The organism is Tenacibaculum adriaticum, from assembly GCF_008124875.1.
In the GTDB taxonomy this organism is placed as follows: Bacteria; Bacteroidota; Bacteroidia; order Flavobacteriales; family Flavobacteriaceae; genus Polaribacter; species Polaribacter adriaticus.
This window is the reverse complement of the sequence record NZ_VNIA01000002.1, coordinates 366,426-383,388: the sequence shown is the minus strand read 5'-3', so window position 1 is coordinate 383,388 and position 16,963 is coordinate 366,426. Positions and strand designations below refer to the sequence as shown.

General features: G+C 31.2%; 13 protein-coding genes. 6 read left to right on the top strand and 7 right to left on the bottom strand.

Going from position 1 to position 16,963, the window contains the following annotated elements; genetic code table 11:
• Positions 1 to 112 precede the first annotated feature (112 nt).
• From rpsA to C7447_RS07210, 6 genes are all read left to right on the top strand, one after another.
• The gene (gene rpsA / locus C7447_RS07235) at positions 113 to 1,885 is read left to right on the top strand and encodes a 30S ribosomal protein S1 (protein ID WP_148869843.1); all 1,773 of its coding nucleotides are present in this window, start codon (positions 113 to 115) and stop codon (positions 1,883 to 1,885) included.
• 115 nt (positions 1,886 to 2,000) lie between these two features.
• Entirely contained in the window at positions 2,001 to 2,441 is a 441-nt protein-coding gene (locus tag C7447_RS07230) for a hypothetical protein (RefSeq protein ID WP_148869842.1), read from the top strand.
• A gap of 102 nt (positions 2,442 to 2,543) precedes the next feature.
• Positions 2,544 to 3,935, top strand: a complete 1,392-nt coding sequence (gene glmM, locus C7447_RS07225; protein WP_148869841.1) for a phosphoglucosamine mutase — start codon at positions 2,544 to 2,546, stop codon at positions 3,933 to 3,935.
• Positions 3,936 to 4,067: 132 nt separating this feature from the next.
• Positions 4,068 to 5,534, top strand: coding sequence for an aminotransferase class V-fold PLP-dependent enzyme (locus tag C7447_RS07220; protein WP_148869840.1), 1,467 nt, complete (start codon positions 4,068 to 4,070; stop codon positions 5,532 to 5,534).
• 20 nt (positions 5,535 to 5,554) lie between these two features.
• A complete protein-coding gene (locus C7447_RS07215) occupies positions 5,555 to 6,604 on the top strand; it encodes a M14 family zinc carboxypeptidase (RefSeq protein ID WP_148869839.1) in 1,050 nt (349 codons plus the stop codon).
• A gap of 93 nt (positions 6,605 to 6,697) precedes the next feature.
• Positions 6,698 to 7,177 (top strand): Lrp/AsnC family transcriptional regulator, encoded by a 480-nt coding sequence (locus C7447_RS07210; protein WP_148869838.1) that lies wholly within the window; start codon positions 6,698 to 6,700, stop codon positions 7,175 to 7,177.
• A gap of 52 nt (positions 7,178 to 7,229) precedes the next feature.
• Here C7447_RS07210 and C7447_RS07205 read toward each other — a convergent pair whose 3' ends face one another.
• From C7447_RS07205 to C7447_RS07175, 7 genes are all read right to left on the bottom strand, one after another.
• Positions 7,230 to 7,928: a pseudouridine synthase gene (locus C7447_RS07205; RefSeq protein WP_148869837.1), complete on the bottom strand. Its 699-nt coding sequence runs from the start codon at positions 7,926 to 7,928 to the stop codon at positions 7,230 to 7,232.
• A gap of 363 nt (positions 7,929 to 8,291) precedes the next feature.
• Entirely contained in the window at positions 8,292 to 9,506 is a 1,215-nt protein-coding gene (locus C7447_RS07200) for a multidrug effflux MFS transporter (RefSeq protein ID WP_148869836.1), read from the bottom strand.
• Positions 9,507 to 9,555: 49 nt separating this feature from the next.
• Positions 9,556 to 12,099: an alpha-amylase family glycosyl hydrolase gene (locus tag C7447_RS07195; RefSeq protein ID WP_148869835.1), complete on the bottom strand. Its 2,544-nt coding sequence runs from the start codon at positions 12,097 to 12,099 to the stop codon at positions 9,556 to 9,558.
• Positions 12,100 to 12,157: 58 nt separating this feature from the next.
• Entirely contained in the window at positions 12,158 to 14,125 is a 1,968-nt protein-coding gene (locus C7447_RS07190) for a SusF/SusE family outer membrane protein (protein ID WP_148869834.1), read from the bottom strand.
• A gap of 11 nt (positions 14,126 to 14,136) precedes the next feature.
• Positions 14,137 to 14,928 carry a hypothetical protein gene (locus tag C7447_RS07185; RefSeq protein ID WP_148869833.1) on the bottom strand — a complete coding sequence of 264 codons (792 nt, stop codon included), beginning with the start codon at positions 14,926 to 14,928 and terminating at the stop codon, positions 14,137 to 14,139.
• A gap of 10 nt (positions 14,929 to 14,938) precedes the next feature.
• Positions 14,939 to 15,484, bottom strand: a complete 546-nt coding sequence (locus C7447_RS07180) for a DUF5004 domain-containing protein (protein WP_170245944.1) — start codon at positions 15,482 to 15,484, stop codon at positions 14,939 to 14,941.
• A gap of 17 nt (positions 15,485 to 15,501) precedes the next feature.
• Positions 15,502 to 16,962, bottom strand: coding sequence for a RagB/SusD family nutrient uptake outer membrane protein (locus tag C7447_RS07175; RefSeq protein WP_148869831.1), 1,461 nt, complete (start codon positions 16,960 to 16,962; stop codon positions 15,502 to 15,504).
• Position 16,963 lies beyond the last annotated feature (1 nt).

Below are 16,963 nucleotides of genomic sequence, written 5' to 3'. Positions count from 1 at the left end.
ACAAGAACAGGTTTATAAAAGGTGGTATTATATTTATAAATAAGTTTAATTTCTCTTAGCGTTAGTATTGTTAAAAACCTGACTAACAAAAAGATACAAAGTAATTTTCAGGATGTCTGAAGAAACAAAAACAACTGCAGAAGCAGTTAACCCAGCAGAATTTTTAGCAACTTTTAACTGGCACAAATACGAACAAGGTATTGACGAAGTTGATGAGTCTAAATTAAAAGAATTTGAAACAGCGTTAGAAGGAACTGTAGGTTTCGTAAACGAACGTGATGTTATCGAAGGTGAAGTAATTCGTATTACTGACCGTGATGCAATTATTGATATTAACTCTAAATCAGAAGGAGTTATTTCGTTAAACGAGTTCCGTTATAACCCAAATTTAGCTGTGGGTGATACAGTAGAAGTATTAGTTGATAAAAGAGAAGATTCTTCTGGTCAATTAGTATTATCTCATAAAAAAGCTCGTGTTATTAAAGCATGGGATCGTGTTAATAATGCACACGAAACTGGTGAAATCGTTAACGGTTTTGTTAAGTGTCGTACAAGAGGAGGTATGATTGTAGATGTATTCGGTATCGAAGCATTCTTACCAGGTTCTCAAATTGATGTGAAACCAATCCGTGATTACGATCAATATGTAGAAAAAACTATGGAATTCAAAGTTGTAAAAATCAACCACGAATTTAAAAACGTTGTAGTTTCTCATAAAGCGTTAATTGAAGCTGATTTAGAAGATCAAAAACGTGAAATTATTGGTCAATTAGAAAAAGGACAAGTATTAGAAGGTGTTGTTAAAAACGTAACTTCTTATGGTGTATTTGTTGATTTAGGAGGAGTTGACGGATTAGTTCATATTACAGATTTATCTTGGTCTCGTATCAACCACCCGAATGAGGTTGTTGAATTAGATCAAAAATTAAACGTTGTAATTTTAGACTTTGATGATAACAAGTCTAGAATCCAATTAGGATTAAAGCAATTATCTGCTCATCCTTGGGAAGCTTTAAACTCTGAATTAAAAGTTGGAGATAAAGTAAAAGGTAAAGTTGTTGTTATTGCTGATTACGGTGCGTTTGTAGAAGTAGAAGAAGGAGTAGAAGGATTAATTCACGTATCTGAAATGTCTTGGTCTACACACTTACGTTCTGCTCAAGATTTCGTAAAAGTAGGAGATGAAGTAGAAGCTCAAATCTTAACATTAGATCGCGAAGAGCGTAAAATGTCTTTAGGTATGAAGCAATTACACCCAGATCCTTGGACAGATATTACTACTAAATATCCTGTTGGTTCAACACATACAGGTACTGTACGTAACTATACTAACTTTGGTGTATTCGTAGAATTAGAAGAAGGTATTGATGGATTAGTATACATCTCTGATTTATCTTGGACTAAGAAAATCAAGCATCCATCAGATTTCGTAACTGTTGGTGATAAATTAGAAGTTCAAGTATTAGAATTAGATGTAGAAAACCGTAAGTTAAACTTAGGTCATAAGCAAACTCAAGATAACCCTTGGGATGCTCACGAAGCTACATATGCAATTGGTTCTACTCACGAAGGAACAGTTACCGCTAAGAATGATAAAGGAGCTACAGTTAACTTTACAGATACTATCGAAGCATTCGTACCAACTCGTTTCTTAGAAAAAGAAGACGGAAGTAGATTAGAAAAAGGTGATACTGCTCAATTTATCGTAACTGAGTTTAGTAAAGAATACCGTAGAATAGTTGCTTCTCATACTTCTCTTTTCAAAGAAGAAGAGAAAAAGAATATTAAAGCAGCTGCTAGTAAAGCAAATGAAGCAGAGAAAACTACTTTAGGTGATATCGGTGGATTAGCTGAATTAAAGAAAAAAATGGAAGGAGGGAAGTAATTCCTAAACTCTAAATAATTTTCAAAAACCGTTGCATTTGCAGCGGTTTTTTTTTATCATATTATAACAATATTTAATTTTATATTTGTTTTATAAAACTACTAAATTTATAAAAATGAAAAAAATTGCATTTATTTTTGCATGTATTGCTATTAGCTTAACATCATACTCACAAAAAGGAAAAGTAAGAATTGGGGCCAATTTAGGTTTTACTACAGGGGCATCTAATTCTTTATTAGCTATTGGAGGAGATGTAGATTATTTATTTACTGTTGATGAAAAATTTGAAGTAGGCGCAGCAACAGGTTTAATTTTAGTAACAGATGTCAATGCCACATTATTACCTGTAGCTTTTGCAGGAAGATTTAATGCATCTAATAAAATAGATTTAGGTGTAGATGTGGGATATGCTGTTGGAATTAATAATACAGAAAACGGTTTCTATTTTAGGCCTATGTTTGAATACAAAGTTGGAAATAAAATATCATTAAGAGCATCTTACTCAGGTATAGAAGATGATGGTATTTTAAACTTTGGAGCAATGTTTGGTCTATAATAAAACCTTAAAATGAATTTTATAAAAACCGTTGCATTTGCAGCGGTTTTTTTTATGCATTTCATTGAGATGTTTATCTTTGTTCAAAATCGAAAAAAAAATATGACACTTATAAAATCAATATCAGGAATTAGGGGAACTATCGGAGGTAATACCGGTGATAATTTAACACCTATTGATGCTGTTAAATTTGCTGCAGCTTACGGTTCTTTTATTAAAAAGAATAATTCAGATAAAAAGAAGATAAAAGTAATTATTGGTAGAGATGCTCGTATTTCTGGTAAAATGATAAGTGGTTTGGTGTCTGATACATTGATTGGTTTGGGAATTGATGTTGTCGATTTAGGTTTATCAACAACACCAACTGTTGAAGTAGCGGTTCCTATAGAAAAAGCAGATGGAGGAATTATTTTAACAGCTTCTCACAATCCGAAGCAATGGAATGCTTTAAAATTATTGAATGAGAAAGGAGAGTTTTTAAATGGTGCCGATGGAGAACAAATTTTAAAGATTGCTGAGAATGAAGATTTTGATTTTGCTGAAGTTGATGATTTAGGAACGTATAAGAAGAAGAAAAACTACATTAAAAAGCACATCAAAGAAGTTTTAAAGCTTGATTTAGTTGATAAGAAAGCTGTCAAAAAAGCAAAGTTTAAAGTGGTTGTTGATGGTGTAAATTCTACAGGAGGAATTGCGATTCCTGCTTTATTAAAAGAATTAGGAGTTAAATGTATTGAGTTATACTGTGAGCCTAATGGTCATTTTCCTCACAATCCTGAACCATTAAAAGAACACTTAACAGATATTTCTGAATTAGTGGTTAAAAAGAAAGCCGATTTAGGGATTGTAGTTGATCCAGATGTAGATCGTTTAGCATTGATTTCTGAAGACGGTTCTATGTTTGGTGAAGAATATACCTTAGTGGCTTGTGCTGATTATGTTTTAGGTCAATTAGGTGGTGGAAACACAGTTTCTAACTTATCATCATCAAGAGCGTTACGTGATGTTACTGAAAAGCATGGCGGTACATATACAGCAAGTGCAGTAGGAGAGGTAAACGTAGTTCAAATGATGAAAGATACCGATACGGTAATTGGTGGTGAAGGTAACGGAGGAATTATTTATCCGGCTTCTCATTACGGACGTGATTCTTTGGTAGGAGTAGCGTTATTCTTATCACATTTGGCACATAAAAAAATATCATGTAAAGAATTACGTGATAGCTATCCAAGTTATTTTATGAGTAAGAATAAAATTCAGTTAACTCCAAAGATTGATGTAGATAAGATTTTAGCTACCATGGCTAAGAAATATAAAGATGAAGAAGTAAACACGATTGATGGTGTTAAGATTGATTTTGTTGACGAATGGGTACATTTACGTAAATCGAATACAGAACCAATTATTCGTATTTATACAGAAGCTACGTCTCAAGACAAAGCCGATGATTTAGCACAACGTTTTATTAAAGAGATAGAAGAAATAATAAAGTAATATTTATCCCACCATATTCGGTGGGATTTTTTGTTTACAAACAAAATCAATTAGTATAGTTAAATATTTAACAAAGTAATTTTATTTCAATTATTTTACAGAAATTCGTATCCCAAACAACTAATGAATTTAATGAATCTGGAACACTATTTTCAACAATTTAGAAAACAAATTATTGGTATAGATCAAACTTTTGAAACACCTTATGGTGAGAAAAGGTTAATTTATACTGATTGGACTGCTAGCGGAAGATTATATCGTCCGATAGAAGAAAAACTAATGAATGAGTTTGGTCCGTTTGTAGCCAATACTCATACAGAAACTTCTACAACAGGTGCTGCTATGACCTTAGCATATCACGAAGCCCGTAATATCATTAAACGCCATGTTAATGCGTCAAAAGATGATGTTTTAATTACGGAAGGTTCAGGTATGACAGGTGTTGTAAATAAGTTTCAACGTATTTTAGGATTAAAGGTTTCTGAAAATCTAAAAGATCACACCAATGTTCCAGAAGAGAAAAAACCGATTGTTTTTGTTTCTCATATGGAGCATCATTCAAACCAAACCTCTTGGTACGAAACCATTGCAGATGTTGTTGTGGTTCCTTGCAATAATAAAGGGTTGATTTGTTTAGATATGTTTGAAAACATTATCAAAGAATATCAAGACAGACCAATTAAGATAGCTTCTATCATTGCAGGTTCAAATGTAACTGGGATTAAGACCGATTATCATAAAGTAGCTTCATTAATTCATAAATATAATGGACTTTGTTTTGTCGATTTTGCTTGTTCTGCTCCGTATGTAGATATTGATATGCATCCAGAGAAAGAAGAAGAATATTTAGACGCTATTTTCTTTTCTCCGCATAAATTTTTAGGTGGACCTGGAAGCTCTGGTGTTTTGATTTTTAATAAAAAACTTTATAAAAACACAATTCCAGATAATCCAGGAGGAGGAACCGTAATGTATACAAACCCTTGGGGAAAGCATGATTATATTGATGATGTAGAAACTCGTGAAGATGGAGGAACACCAGGTTTTTTACAAACCATTAAAATTGCATTGGCAATTCAGTTGAAGGAACAAATGGGAACTGGTAAGATGAAAAAACGTGAAGATGAAATTAATACAGTTTTATTTGATTGTTTAGAAAAGTTAGACGGAGTTCACATTTTAGCACCTAATCATAAAGATAGATTAAGTATTTTCTCATTTTATTTTGAAAAATATCACTTTAATTTAGTGGTTAAACTTTTAAATGATCGCTTTGGAATACAAACACGTGGTGGATGTTCTTGTGCAGGAACGTACGGACATTTTCTATTAAATGTAGATAAAGAGACTTCTGAAGCAATTGAAAGTCAGATTTTGGTGGGTTGTAATACCGAAAAACCAGGTTGGGTTCGTTTATCAATCCATCCAACAATTACAAATGAAGAAATTAATTTTATCTGTAACTCCTTAAAAGAGCTACATGCTAATATTGATGAATGGAGTAAAGATTATGAGTATGATATGGCTAAAAATGACTATGTTCATAAATCTGTTGAACCAATTGAAAAGAAATTAGTAGCTAATTGGTTTGCTGTCTAAAAGTAAAATTTTCACAGTTTATGAGTATATTAAACCTTCAGTTTTTAGAAGAAATCTATCCAGAAATTAAAGAGAAATCACTCTTTGGTAAATGGATCACTTTTTCTGATATTGAACCTTTATTTAAGAGTTTATCTAAGGTTATTTCTTATGAAATACTTGGGACTTCCGAAGAAAACAGACCTATTTACAAACTGAAATTAGGTACAGGTGATAAGAAGATACTTATTTGGAGTCAAATGCATGGAAATGAAAGTACAGGAACAAAAGCTGTATTTGATTTTTTAAACTTCATAAAAGAGCATAAAGATGATGAAATTGTACAATCGATACTAAAAGAATGTACTATTCAAATCATTCCGATGTTAAATCCAGATGGAGCTTTAGCATATACACGTGTAAATGCTCATAATATCGATTTAAACCGTGATGCGGTTGATAAAAAAGCAAAAGAGAGTAAATTACTTCGAAGTGTTTTAGACGCCTTCGGTCCACAGTTTTGTTTCAATCTACATGATCAACGCACCATTTTTGGAGTAGAAGGGACAAAAAATCCTGCAACTATTTCTTTTCTAGCACCTTCGGAAGAAGAAACACGTAAAATAACAGATGGTAGAAAGCAAACGATGAATGTTATCGTTGCAATGAATGAGTTGCTTCAAAAAATTATTCCAAATCATGTTGGGCGTTATACAGATGAGTTTTACCCAACTGCAACTGGTGATAATTTTCAAAAATTAGGTCACAACACAATTTTAATCGAAGCAGGGCATTATCCTGATGACTACAATAGAGAAGAAGTACGTAAGTTTAATTTTTATGCCCTTTTACAAGGCGTTTATCATATTACTATTACTTCTGATTTTAAAAAACACCAATCTTATTTTAATATCCCTAATAATAACAAAGATTTTTTTGATGTTATTCATCGTTTTTCTAAAAGCAATGATATTGCTTTTCAATATGAAGATAAAATCATTGAAAATCAATTCACTTCAACTTTGATAAAAGAAAAAGAAGGTGATTTGCATGGTTATTATGGACATAACGAAATCGTTTTCGAAAGCTGATTATTTGAATTTTCTTGAATTTTTTTCAGAAAAACACTCTTTCAAATCAATTTAATTTATATTTTTGTAGCAAAATCTGAATAAAATTAAAAGATGAAGAAATTTGTATTGGATGAAATTGATCATCAAATCTTAGACATTTTAATAGAAAATGCTCGTACACCATTTACAGATATTGCAAAAAAATTATTGGTATCTGCAGGAACCATTCACGTGCGTGTTAAAAAGATGGAAGATGAAGGAATCATTCAAGGTTCTACGTTAACTTTAAACTACGATAAAATGGGGTATTCTTTCATTGCCCATGTTGGTGTTTTTTTAGAAAAAACGTCGATGACACAACATGTTCTTGAAAGTCTTAATACAATTCCTAATGTTACTGTAGCTCATGTAACTGCTGGGAAATATAATATTTTTTGTAAAGTTCGTGCAAAGGATACAAATGATGCTAAAGAAATTATTTATAAGATCGATGATATACATGGTGTGAATCGAACAGAAACAATGATTACTTTAGAAGAAAGTATAAATGATAAAAAGCGTATGATGCACGCTATTTTTAAAGAATTATAATATAATTGAAAATATATAAAAATCCTCACTTTATCAGTGAGGATTTTTATTTTTAAGATAATTTCCAATGAAAGAGATCAAGTAATTTCACCCAATCTTCTGGGAAATCAGCTATTAAATGCAACAATTCTCCTGTATAAGGATGTTTAAATTTTAATGAATACGCATGAAGAAATAAATTATCACAATTAAGGTTTTCTGCATACATCACATTATGGTTCTTATCTCCATATTTAGCATCTCCTATAAGCGGATGACTAATTTTGTTCATATGAATACGTAGTTGATGTAAACGCCCTGTTTTAGGCTGTAATTCAACCAAACTATAACGTGAAGAATCATATGGTTTTACGGGAATATCTAATACAATTTTATGTAATGTTTTTAAATGAGTTTCAGCATCTTTGTGTACTTTTCCGTCTCTACCTTTAACAGGAGAATCTATTATTTTAGTTTCGGGAGCATGACCACGAACAATTCCAAAATAGGTTTTATGAATCTGATTGTTAGTAAATAATTGTTGGAATTCAGCAACATGTTCAGTTTTTTTAGCTAGTAAAATAATACCTGAGGTTCTTCTGTCTAGTCTATGAATAGGGTAAAATTTATGATTGTATTGATTGTGAAGTAATTGTAAAAGAGAATCTTCATCAGCAACATTACGGGAATGATGTGCGTGGTGTACAACTACATTATTCGGTTTACCAACACAAATAATATAATCGTCTTCGTAAATTAAAGGGATAATCACTCGTTAAATTTTTTTGTAATTGATTTTCAAACTATCCTAAGGAGATTTTATTCTAATTATTTTTCCATTTTCATCTATTAAAACCATACTAGGTAAAGAAGCAACGGTATACATGGAAGAAGTTCGATTGTAATCATCATAAATATGATTCAAGCTTTGAATTCCATCTAATACAAATTTCTACATTTTTTTTAGAAAAACCTATCTTTTATTTTCTTTACCAATTAAATGAATGTATTTTATATTTCCTTCAAAGAGCTTACTTTTTATAGTATATCTATCATTTTTTTTGAATAATTCTTTATTCTTTTTCTCAGTTTTTTACAATATGGGAAGGTTGAAGTAATTATTAAAAACTAAATATTAATTTGATGTATGTATGGTTTTTGCCCATTTAGAATTCAAAATAGCTAACAAAATTAACGATAAAGTTCCGCAAACCAAAAAACCAATAAATAAAGGAAGAGAAGTAGTCGTAACAAAACGCCCTATATAAGTAGCAATAGGTACTGCCATTATGGTAGAAACAAAACCGTTAATTGCTGCACCAACACCTGCAATATGTCCAATAGGTTGCATAGCTAAAGCTCTTAAATTACCAAATAAAAATCCTATTGAAAAGAATTGTAATCCGAAGAAAATTATTAAAATATAAATACTAGGGTTTACTTTTCCGTAGAAAAAAAGAATATATAATAATGGAATAACCGTAAACGAAGCTGTAAATATTTTTACCATATTAAGCATACCAAACCTCATTACAAAAGTTCCGTTTAAAAAAGTCGCAAAACCAACACTTATTGCTAATCCTGCAAATATGTATGGAAATTCTTCAGATAAGTTATACTGTTCACGAAAAATATGTTCTGATGCACTTAAATATACCATAAATGAACCTGTAATAAAACCAGAGATAAGAGTAAAAACAACAGCTTGTTTTTCTTTCATAAATTCTTTCGCTCCGTTAAAGAATAAATTTAATGAAAATGGGGTTCTATTTTCTTCAATTAAAGTTTCAGGTTGGCGTTTCCATAACCATAAAACAACGATAAGTCCGTAAATTAATTGACTGTTAAAAATGAATTTCCATCCGTAAGCATCTAATAATAATTTACCTATAGCAGGTGCTACAACAGGAACTAAAATAAAAATAACAACAATAAACGACATAATTTTGGCCATATAATCTCCACTAAAACTATCTCTAACCATAGCAATACTAATGGTTCGAGGGGCAGATAATCCAATTCCTTGCAGAATTCTCCCAAAAATCATTACTTCTAAAGATGTAGCTGTAACACAAATAAAACTGGCAATTACGAAGATAGTGAAGCCTAAGTAAATCATTGGTTTTCTTCCAAAACTGTCTGAAATTGGGCCAAAAATAAGCTGTCCAAAACCTAACCCTAAAAAAATCATTGTGATTAGCAATTGGTTATTTGCAGGATTATGAATTCCGACAGAAATTCCTATTTGTTTTAAAGCGGGAAGTAAAGCGTCTATAGATAAAGCTACTAATGACATTAAGGATGCCATGAGAGCAATAAACTCTAATTGTGATTGCTGTTTTTTTTGCATTAAGCAAAAGTAGTACTATAAGTTTACAATTAGAGTTTATTGTATTTTATTATTTTATAATAAGTTTTTTAGAAAAAACACTACCGTTTTTTTTACCTTTAACAAAGTATAATCCTTGAGATAATTTATTAATAGTAAAAGGTTGATTTTTAAAGAATTTCCCTTTAAAATTGATGATTTCTTTTCCTGAAATATTAAAAACAGAAACATTTTTAACCTCTTCATTTAGCATAAAATAATTTGAGGTTGGATTAGGGTATAACGTTAATATTTCATCCTCAAAAACAATATCTTCATTAGAAAGTACAACTTGAGAATTTCCATAAATTCGATATTCTCCTGGTTGTAAGCTTATTGCTGCATTTATATTGGTAACTTCTAATGCTGAATTATTATCCATCAAATTAAACCATGTTCCTGTTTGTTGGAATGTAGGGCTAATACTTTGTTCAGTAACTCCGAAATTACCAATAATGGTTACAAATTTTAAATCGTCTGAAGTATTATCGTTTGTTAACTGAATTTTCTTTAATCCGTTTGTATTAGCTACATCTAAAGTAAAATTTGTTGTTCTAAAAATAGCTTCTTGCTTTTTTAAAGTGATTAGTTTTGCCCATGTATCATAAAGAGATTTTCTATCAGCTTCTTCATAATAACTCCAAAGAATAGGTTTATTACCAATTCGTCCGTTAAAATTAATACTAATATCATAACCTAATTCACCAAATTGCCAAATCATTTTAGGACCAGGAATTGTAAAATAAAAAGCCCCTGCAGTTTTCATTCTTTCTAAAGCTGTTGCTAAGTTGGTAACGTTGTATGATCCACTAGAATTACCAAATTCTAAATTTTTATACATTAAACGTTCTTCATCATGACTTTCCATATAGGATATATTTGCTGGTACAGACCAATCTCTATTGTTATAATCGATCCATGAAAAATCTGAATTCCCACCATCATGATATCCCATGGTAGCTTCATTATAATTAGGATTTAAATTACTCCACATCATAATTCCTTTTCCTTCTGGGAGTCGGTAATTTACCCATTCAGTTTCTTCCGTGTTACCACCTAAATGCTCGAAAATTATATAAAAATTAGGGTCAATTTCCCATTGATAATCGGCATATTCTTTTAAAATAGCTACTCTATCAGTTTGGTAAGAGCCTGTACAACTTTCATCAGAAGCTGTGCAATTTTGAGTAAATCCTTTGGTTAAGTCCCAACGAAAACCATCAATTTTATATTCATTTATCCAGTATTGAGTAGTTCTCTTTACATAATCTTTAGTAGCTTGTAAACTATGGTTTAAATCATTAAAAACATTGTAAGAATGTTTAGCTGTTGGATTAAAGAAAGGACTATCTATAGATGCTTGCCCACCATAACCACCATTGTCAGTATTCCACATTCTATAGTATGGGTTTTGTCCTGATGCATGGTTATAAACAACATCTAACAAAACAGCAATACCACGATTGTGACATTCATCAATAAATTGTTTAAAAGACTCTTTATTTCCATAGTATTTATCTAAGGCCATATGAAAAGAAGGATTATAACCCCAAGATTCATTACCATCAAATTCACTAACAGGCATTAATTCAATTGCATTAATACCTAATTCTTGAAGATAATCTAAGCGAGATTTTACAGCATCAAAACTATGTAATTCATCAAAATCTCGAATTAATAATTCATATATTACTAAATCAGTTTTTTGGGGTCTTTGAAAATTGGTTGTTTGCCAATTAAATTCAGGATCTCCCGTTCTCAAAACTGTTACAGCATGTAATGTACTTCCTGTTGGATATGCAGGCATATCTGGATATGTTGTGTCAGTAATAAACTGATCATTACTTTCATCTAGAATTAAAGTAGAATAAGGGTCGGCTATACGAAGTTCTCCATCAACTAAATACTGATATAAATGATTGGTTTGGGGAGTTAGGCTGGTTAATTCAATCCAAAAACGATCTTTAGTACTATCTTTTTTTAATAAAAAATTAATATCATCTCTAGTCCAATTATTAAAATCTCCGATAATATTAACAAACTCTTTGTTTGGAGCATATAAAACTAAAGTTGCTTTTGTATTGTCTGAAGCATCTAAGTTTAATCCGTCTTTCATTCCTGTAGGTACTGGTGCTTCTGTAACGGTAGGAGGTGGGGCAGAAGTACCAACCTCAGTTGTCATATCCGTAGATTGTATAGTTCCTGTATTATTTTTTATTAAGAAACCAATTCTTCCAATTCCTGTTCTATTGTAAAATGTTGTTGGAGTAAGAGTTATTGAATAAGTTCCATCAGAATTATATGTTAAGATTTGTGGATTTGTTGCTGATGAAGAATTTGTCCATTGCCCGTTATTAGCAGCATCCATTGAATTTAAATCATTGGTATCGAATGACCAAGACCATAAATACAGTGTTTCTGTTCCCCAAACACTAGCGGTGAAATCAGAAAAAGTGATAGTAATCTCTTCATCTTCATTGAAAGTAGATGGATTTATAGAAAAAGTTAATGTTTCTTGAGCATTAATGCTTAGTGAAAGACAAAAACAAAAGAATAAAAGGATGTTTTTTTTCATAATAGTAAAAATGTAAAAAGGCTGTTCAATAGAACAGCCTTTGCAAAGTATAATAAATTTACTCAACGGTGAATGTTCCTTTATTAAAGTCTACTGTTATTGTATATGTTCCATCTCCAGGAGATTTAGCATTTTGTTCGTTATCACTAACAATCATTCCTGGGTAATCAGGACTTTCAGCCCAATCATTATCCCAAGAACCTTGTACAGGTAAAAATTTGAATTCATCTGTGCTACTTAATGTTAGCGAAAGTTCAAATACTCCTTCAGATAATTTTGTGAATTCTGGAGCTGTTGTATTATCCCACCCATTAGGAGAACCTACTAAAAATAAATTTTCAGGAACCTCTAATAATGTATAAGATAATGTATTAAAATCTATTGTTATTATATATGCACCAGCATTTACTACTTGAATATTATCTTCTCCTTCTTGAACGATTCTACCAGCATTTACAGGATCTTCACCCCAATCACTATCCCAAGAACCAGAAATAGGTAGTAATTTGAATGATTGTCCAGCATCAAAAGTTTGTATTCTAGTAAATACGCCATTACCTGAGGTGTTGAATTCTTGAGATGCATCAGCATTATTCCAACCATTGTGATCACCTACCATAAATAATGTGTCAATTTTGGCTAACTTGTATGTTAATGTATTATAATCAACAATCACTACATAAGTACCTGCTCCTTCAGTAATTTTAATATTTTGTTCACCATCTTGAATTATAGTTCCAATGTTTGCTGGATCTTCACCCCAATCATCACTAAAATCTATATTTGTAGGTAAAAACTTAAATTCTGCAGTAGCTTCAAAATTATAAGTTAAAGAGAATATACCATCACCATGATTATGAAAAGCAACTCCATTAGTAGCATCCCATCCTACAGGGCTTCCTGTTAAAAATAAATTATCAGGGGCAATAAATTCAGTAACAGTAAAACTTAATGTAGGGAAATCTACTTTAATGATGTATCTACCAGCATTTACAATTGAAATATTTTGCTCTCCATCTTGAATTATTTTTCCTGGAATAGCAGGATCCTCACCCCAATCACCATCCCAAGAACCTAGTTGTGGTAAGAATTTAAATCCAGCATTAGCAGGTAAATCAATTTGTAATTCGAAAGCTCCGTTCCCTTTGTTAACAAAAGGAGTTGCTGTAGCATTATCCCAACTATTATGATCACCTACTAAATAAAATTCGTTAATAACAAACACATCCCAATTAACAAATCTGGGTTCAGCATTCAAACTTATTTCAGTACCATCTATAGTTGCTTTTACAGTCCATTTTACATTTGGATTGTCTCCAAAATTCACTCCAATTTCTTGATGTGTGATTGTAAATGATTCTCCAGACGTGATTTCGAAAGAGTTTAAAGGAGAAGAGAAGTCTCCGTTTAATGTATCAAATAAAACTTCATATTTAATTGAACCAGAACCACTTGTAGTGGTAGCTGGCTCCCATGTAAATTCTATTTCTTCAGTAGGTGTAACATAAATATCAGCAGTAACAACGTTGTTATTACTAGGTGATAATAAATTAAAAGCAGCAAGACCATCTTCAGCAAAACGAGTTATAGTAATATTGGTTTTTCCAGATTTCACTTCCACATCACCATTAGTAGCAATAACTTGCCATTGAACAGTTGCGTTTTCTCCTGCAGCAAAACCGGTGCTTTCTAAAGCAGTATCTAAATCAGTAAAAGTAACCGTTAAAGCATTTAATTTTCCTTCACTATCTGAAGAAAAAGAAATAAATGCTGTTTCTTCATCAACTTTAAAGAAGTCAACTCTATATGTTGCTTCTTTAGAAACACCAGGTTGTGCTTCCGTCCAATTAAAAACAATTGTGTTCTCTGGAGTACCAGAATTTAAAGAATAAGAAACAGAGTTTTTTGGTGAAATTATTTGAAATTCACCTAAGGCTTCTGTATTAGAACTAAACTCTACTTCATCGGAACAACTTACCGAAAATATAAGGGTTAGCGCTAAAAGACTATGTATAATTTTTTTCATGATTAATACTTTTAGTTACCTGCTTTTTTAAGAACAATTGTTCCTTCTGCAGATTTAATTGATGGATTATCTGTATCAAAAAAGTAATATTTTACTTCGCGTAATGTACCTGCATTTTCTAATGTTTCGAATGTTCTGGCTGGTATAATTCCAGTCTGAAAATAGCGACCGTTATAAGTAGTTTCTAAATCTACAGCACTTACAGAACTATTTGAAGGTTCTATATGAACACTAATGTTTTGAGCACCTGTTAATGCTGGGTTACTTAAAGAGCTAAAATTCTGGTTAAAACGAAACGTTACTACATCTATCGTTGTTACTGAAGAAGGAAAAGTTCTTACTTCTGCTGCATTAAACTTAAAAGGAGAAAATGGAATTGATAAATCTCCTGTTTGGAATGTAGGTGCTTGATCTCTTAATAAATAACCTATTGAGGTAATTGATCCAGGAGCAGCTTCGGCACCAAATAATTCAGCCAATGTGTTGTAGGTTTCTGTGTCATCTATTATTGGAAATTTTAAGCTATATAACGTATCAGATATTTTGTTTAATCTAGCAGAAAGCTTAATATTAGTCCAAGCATTATTAGTTTTAGCATCTCCAACATCAGTAAATGCCCATATAAATAAATCTTTACCAACTAAAGAATTTCCTCCATTATCAGTGGCGTTAGTTACATCGAAAAATATTTCAACATTTTCATCTATTACCGTATAATTTGCAGGCTCTCCTGTTACGATAGGATCCTGTGCTAAGAGCATTAATGAACACAGGAAAAATATACTTGTTATTAGTTTTTTCATCTTTCTATATTTATTGTTTTACTAAAATATATTCGTATCTCATAACATCATTACCTACCTCATCAATTCTTTTGTAGTTTAAAGAAAGAGTAGGAGTGGGAGCAGTAATACCTGAAAAGGTAGAAATGAATAATTGAACTTCTTTACCATTAATAGATGTAGTAATACCACTTGAAGCATTAATACCTAATTCTTGGTTTACCAAACTAAGTTCATCATTACTTATCCAATTCCAAGTTCCTTGACCTTCTTCAATTACATAAGCCATAGGAGACATTCCTAAAGTAGTTGAAATAGTATTGTTATGTAGCGTCATTTCAAAATCTGAAAAAGGCATATTAGTAACAGTATTCGTAATATCTACTTTTGTAGCAAACTCAGGAAAGCTTTTCTTTTCTGCATCTAAATCAATTTGAAAAACTGATTCTATTTTCCATGTACCAATTAATTGTATTGTTCTATCAACTGTTCCGCCAAAAGAACCATTGTGGTCTGGGGAACATTTTGTAAACATCACTACTAAACAAATTAGTAAACTATATTTTAAAATTTTCATCATTGTACTTTTAAATGTTAATTACAACCACCTGTTGGGTTTTGAGTAAAACCAGTAAATACTTCAGTAGCAGGAAATTGAAAAATAATTCCGTTACAGTTCCAAGGTGAATTTCTTATAGTTAAAGAAGTTTCGTTAACTCCAATTCTTTTTAAATCATTTACACGATTTCCTTCACCTAGCAATTCTATTCTACGCTGAGATCTTGCTAAATCAATTAATTGATCTTTAGACATACCACTTACGGTAGATAAACCTGCCCTGTCTAAAATTAAATTTAAATCTATTTCTGCTTGACCTATGTTATCAGTTTCAGCAGCAGCTTCAGCTCTAATTAATAAGATTTGAGTGTAATGTAGTAAAGGCACATGAAAAATACTTCTATTAAATTTGTTTAAAAAGTATTCACCGTCTATTTCATCAATTAAACTTCTTCTTTTATCTGTTGAAGGAATAGAGTTATATAAGTCAGTCATTAAACGAACTGTATTGTTCCCGATAGTTTGATCACTTCTGTATCTTCTAAAAGTTCCTCCATGGGTATTTCCAGTAAATTGAGAAATAATTCCGAATATGGTTTCTACATTAGGCATTTCTGTATTTGTGATATTATCATTTGTATCTAATGCACCAGCAAAACGATTTGTAGATTCATATAAATTTGTGTCAAAAATGGCAGATGATGTTGTTAAAGCTGCATCAGCATAATCATAAGCATAATCATAATTAGATTTTCCTGTTTCTAAATCAGAGCTATTTCCTGCTTGAAAAAATACTTTTGCTAAAACAGATTGCACCGCTGCTTTGTTAGCATAATATTGATTTTTTGAATTTACAGTGCCTAGTAAAGATTCTGCTTCTTTTAAATCGGTTAACATATCTGCATAATTTTCAGCAACTGTTCCTCTTAATTCTCCTGCAGGGTTCGTATGATCTTTTCTGTATGGAATACCTAAATGAGAGTTATCAACAGTATATCCTGGTGCATGAGACATAAACCTAGATACTTCAAAATGCATATAACCTCTTAAAAACAAGGCTTCACCTCTCATCTCTTGAACTCTAGGATTGCTTGGGTCTATATTAATACTTTGTAAATATTCTGGCTGTAAGAAGTATAAAACTACATTTGCGTCTAAAATAATTTTATAAAAACCTCTGTACATATTATCTCTCACAGTATTGTTAAAGAAAGATGTGCTACGGTTATAAATTTCTGTTTCATCAACATTTATGCCCGATGATCCTTCAATATTATCTCCATTAATATCAGCATATAATTGAGCATTTCCTCCTAATGGCCAATCTAAATTAATATATGCTGAATTTAATAATTGTTCTAATTCTGTTAATGATTTAGGATCATTAATATTTACATTTTCTGGCAACTCTTCTAAATCACATGAGGTAAATAGTAATGTTAAAAACATCAAAGCTACAGCCAAAAAATTGTTTGTTTTAATTTGTAATAATTTCATA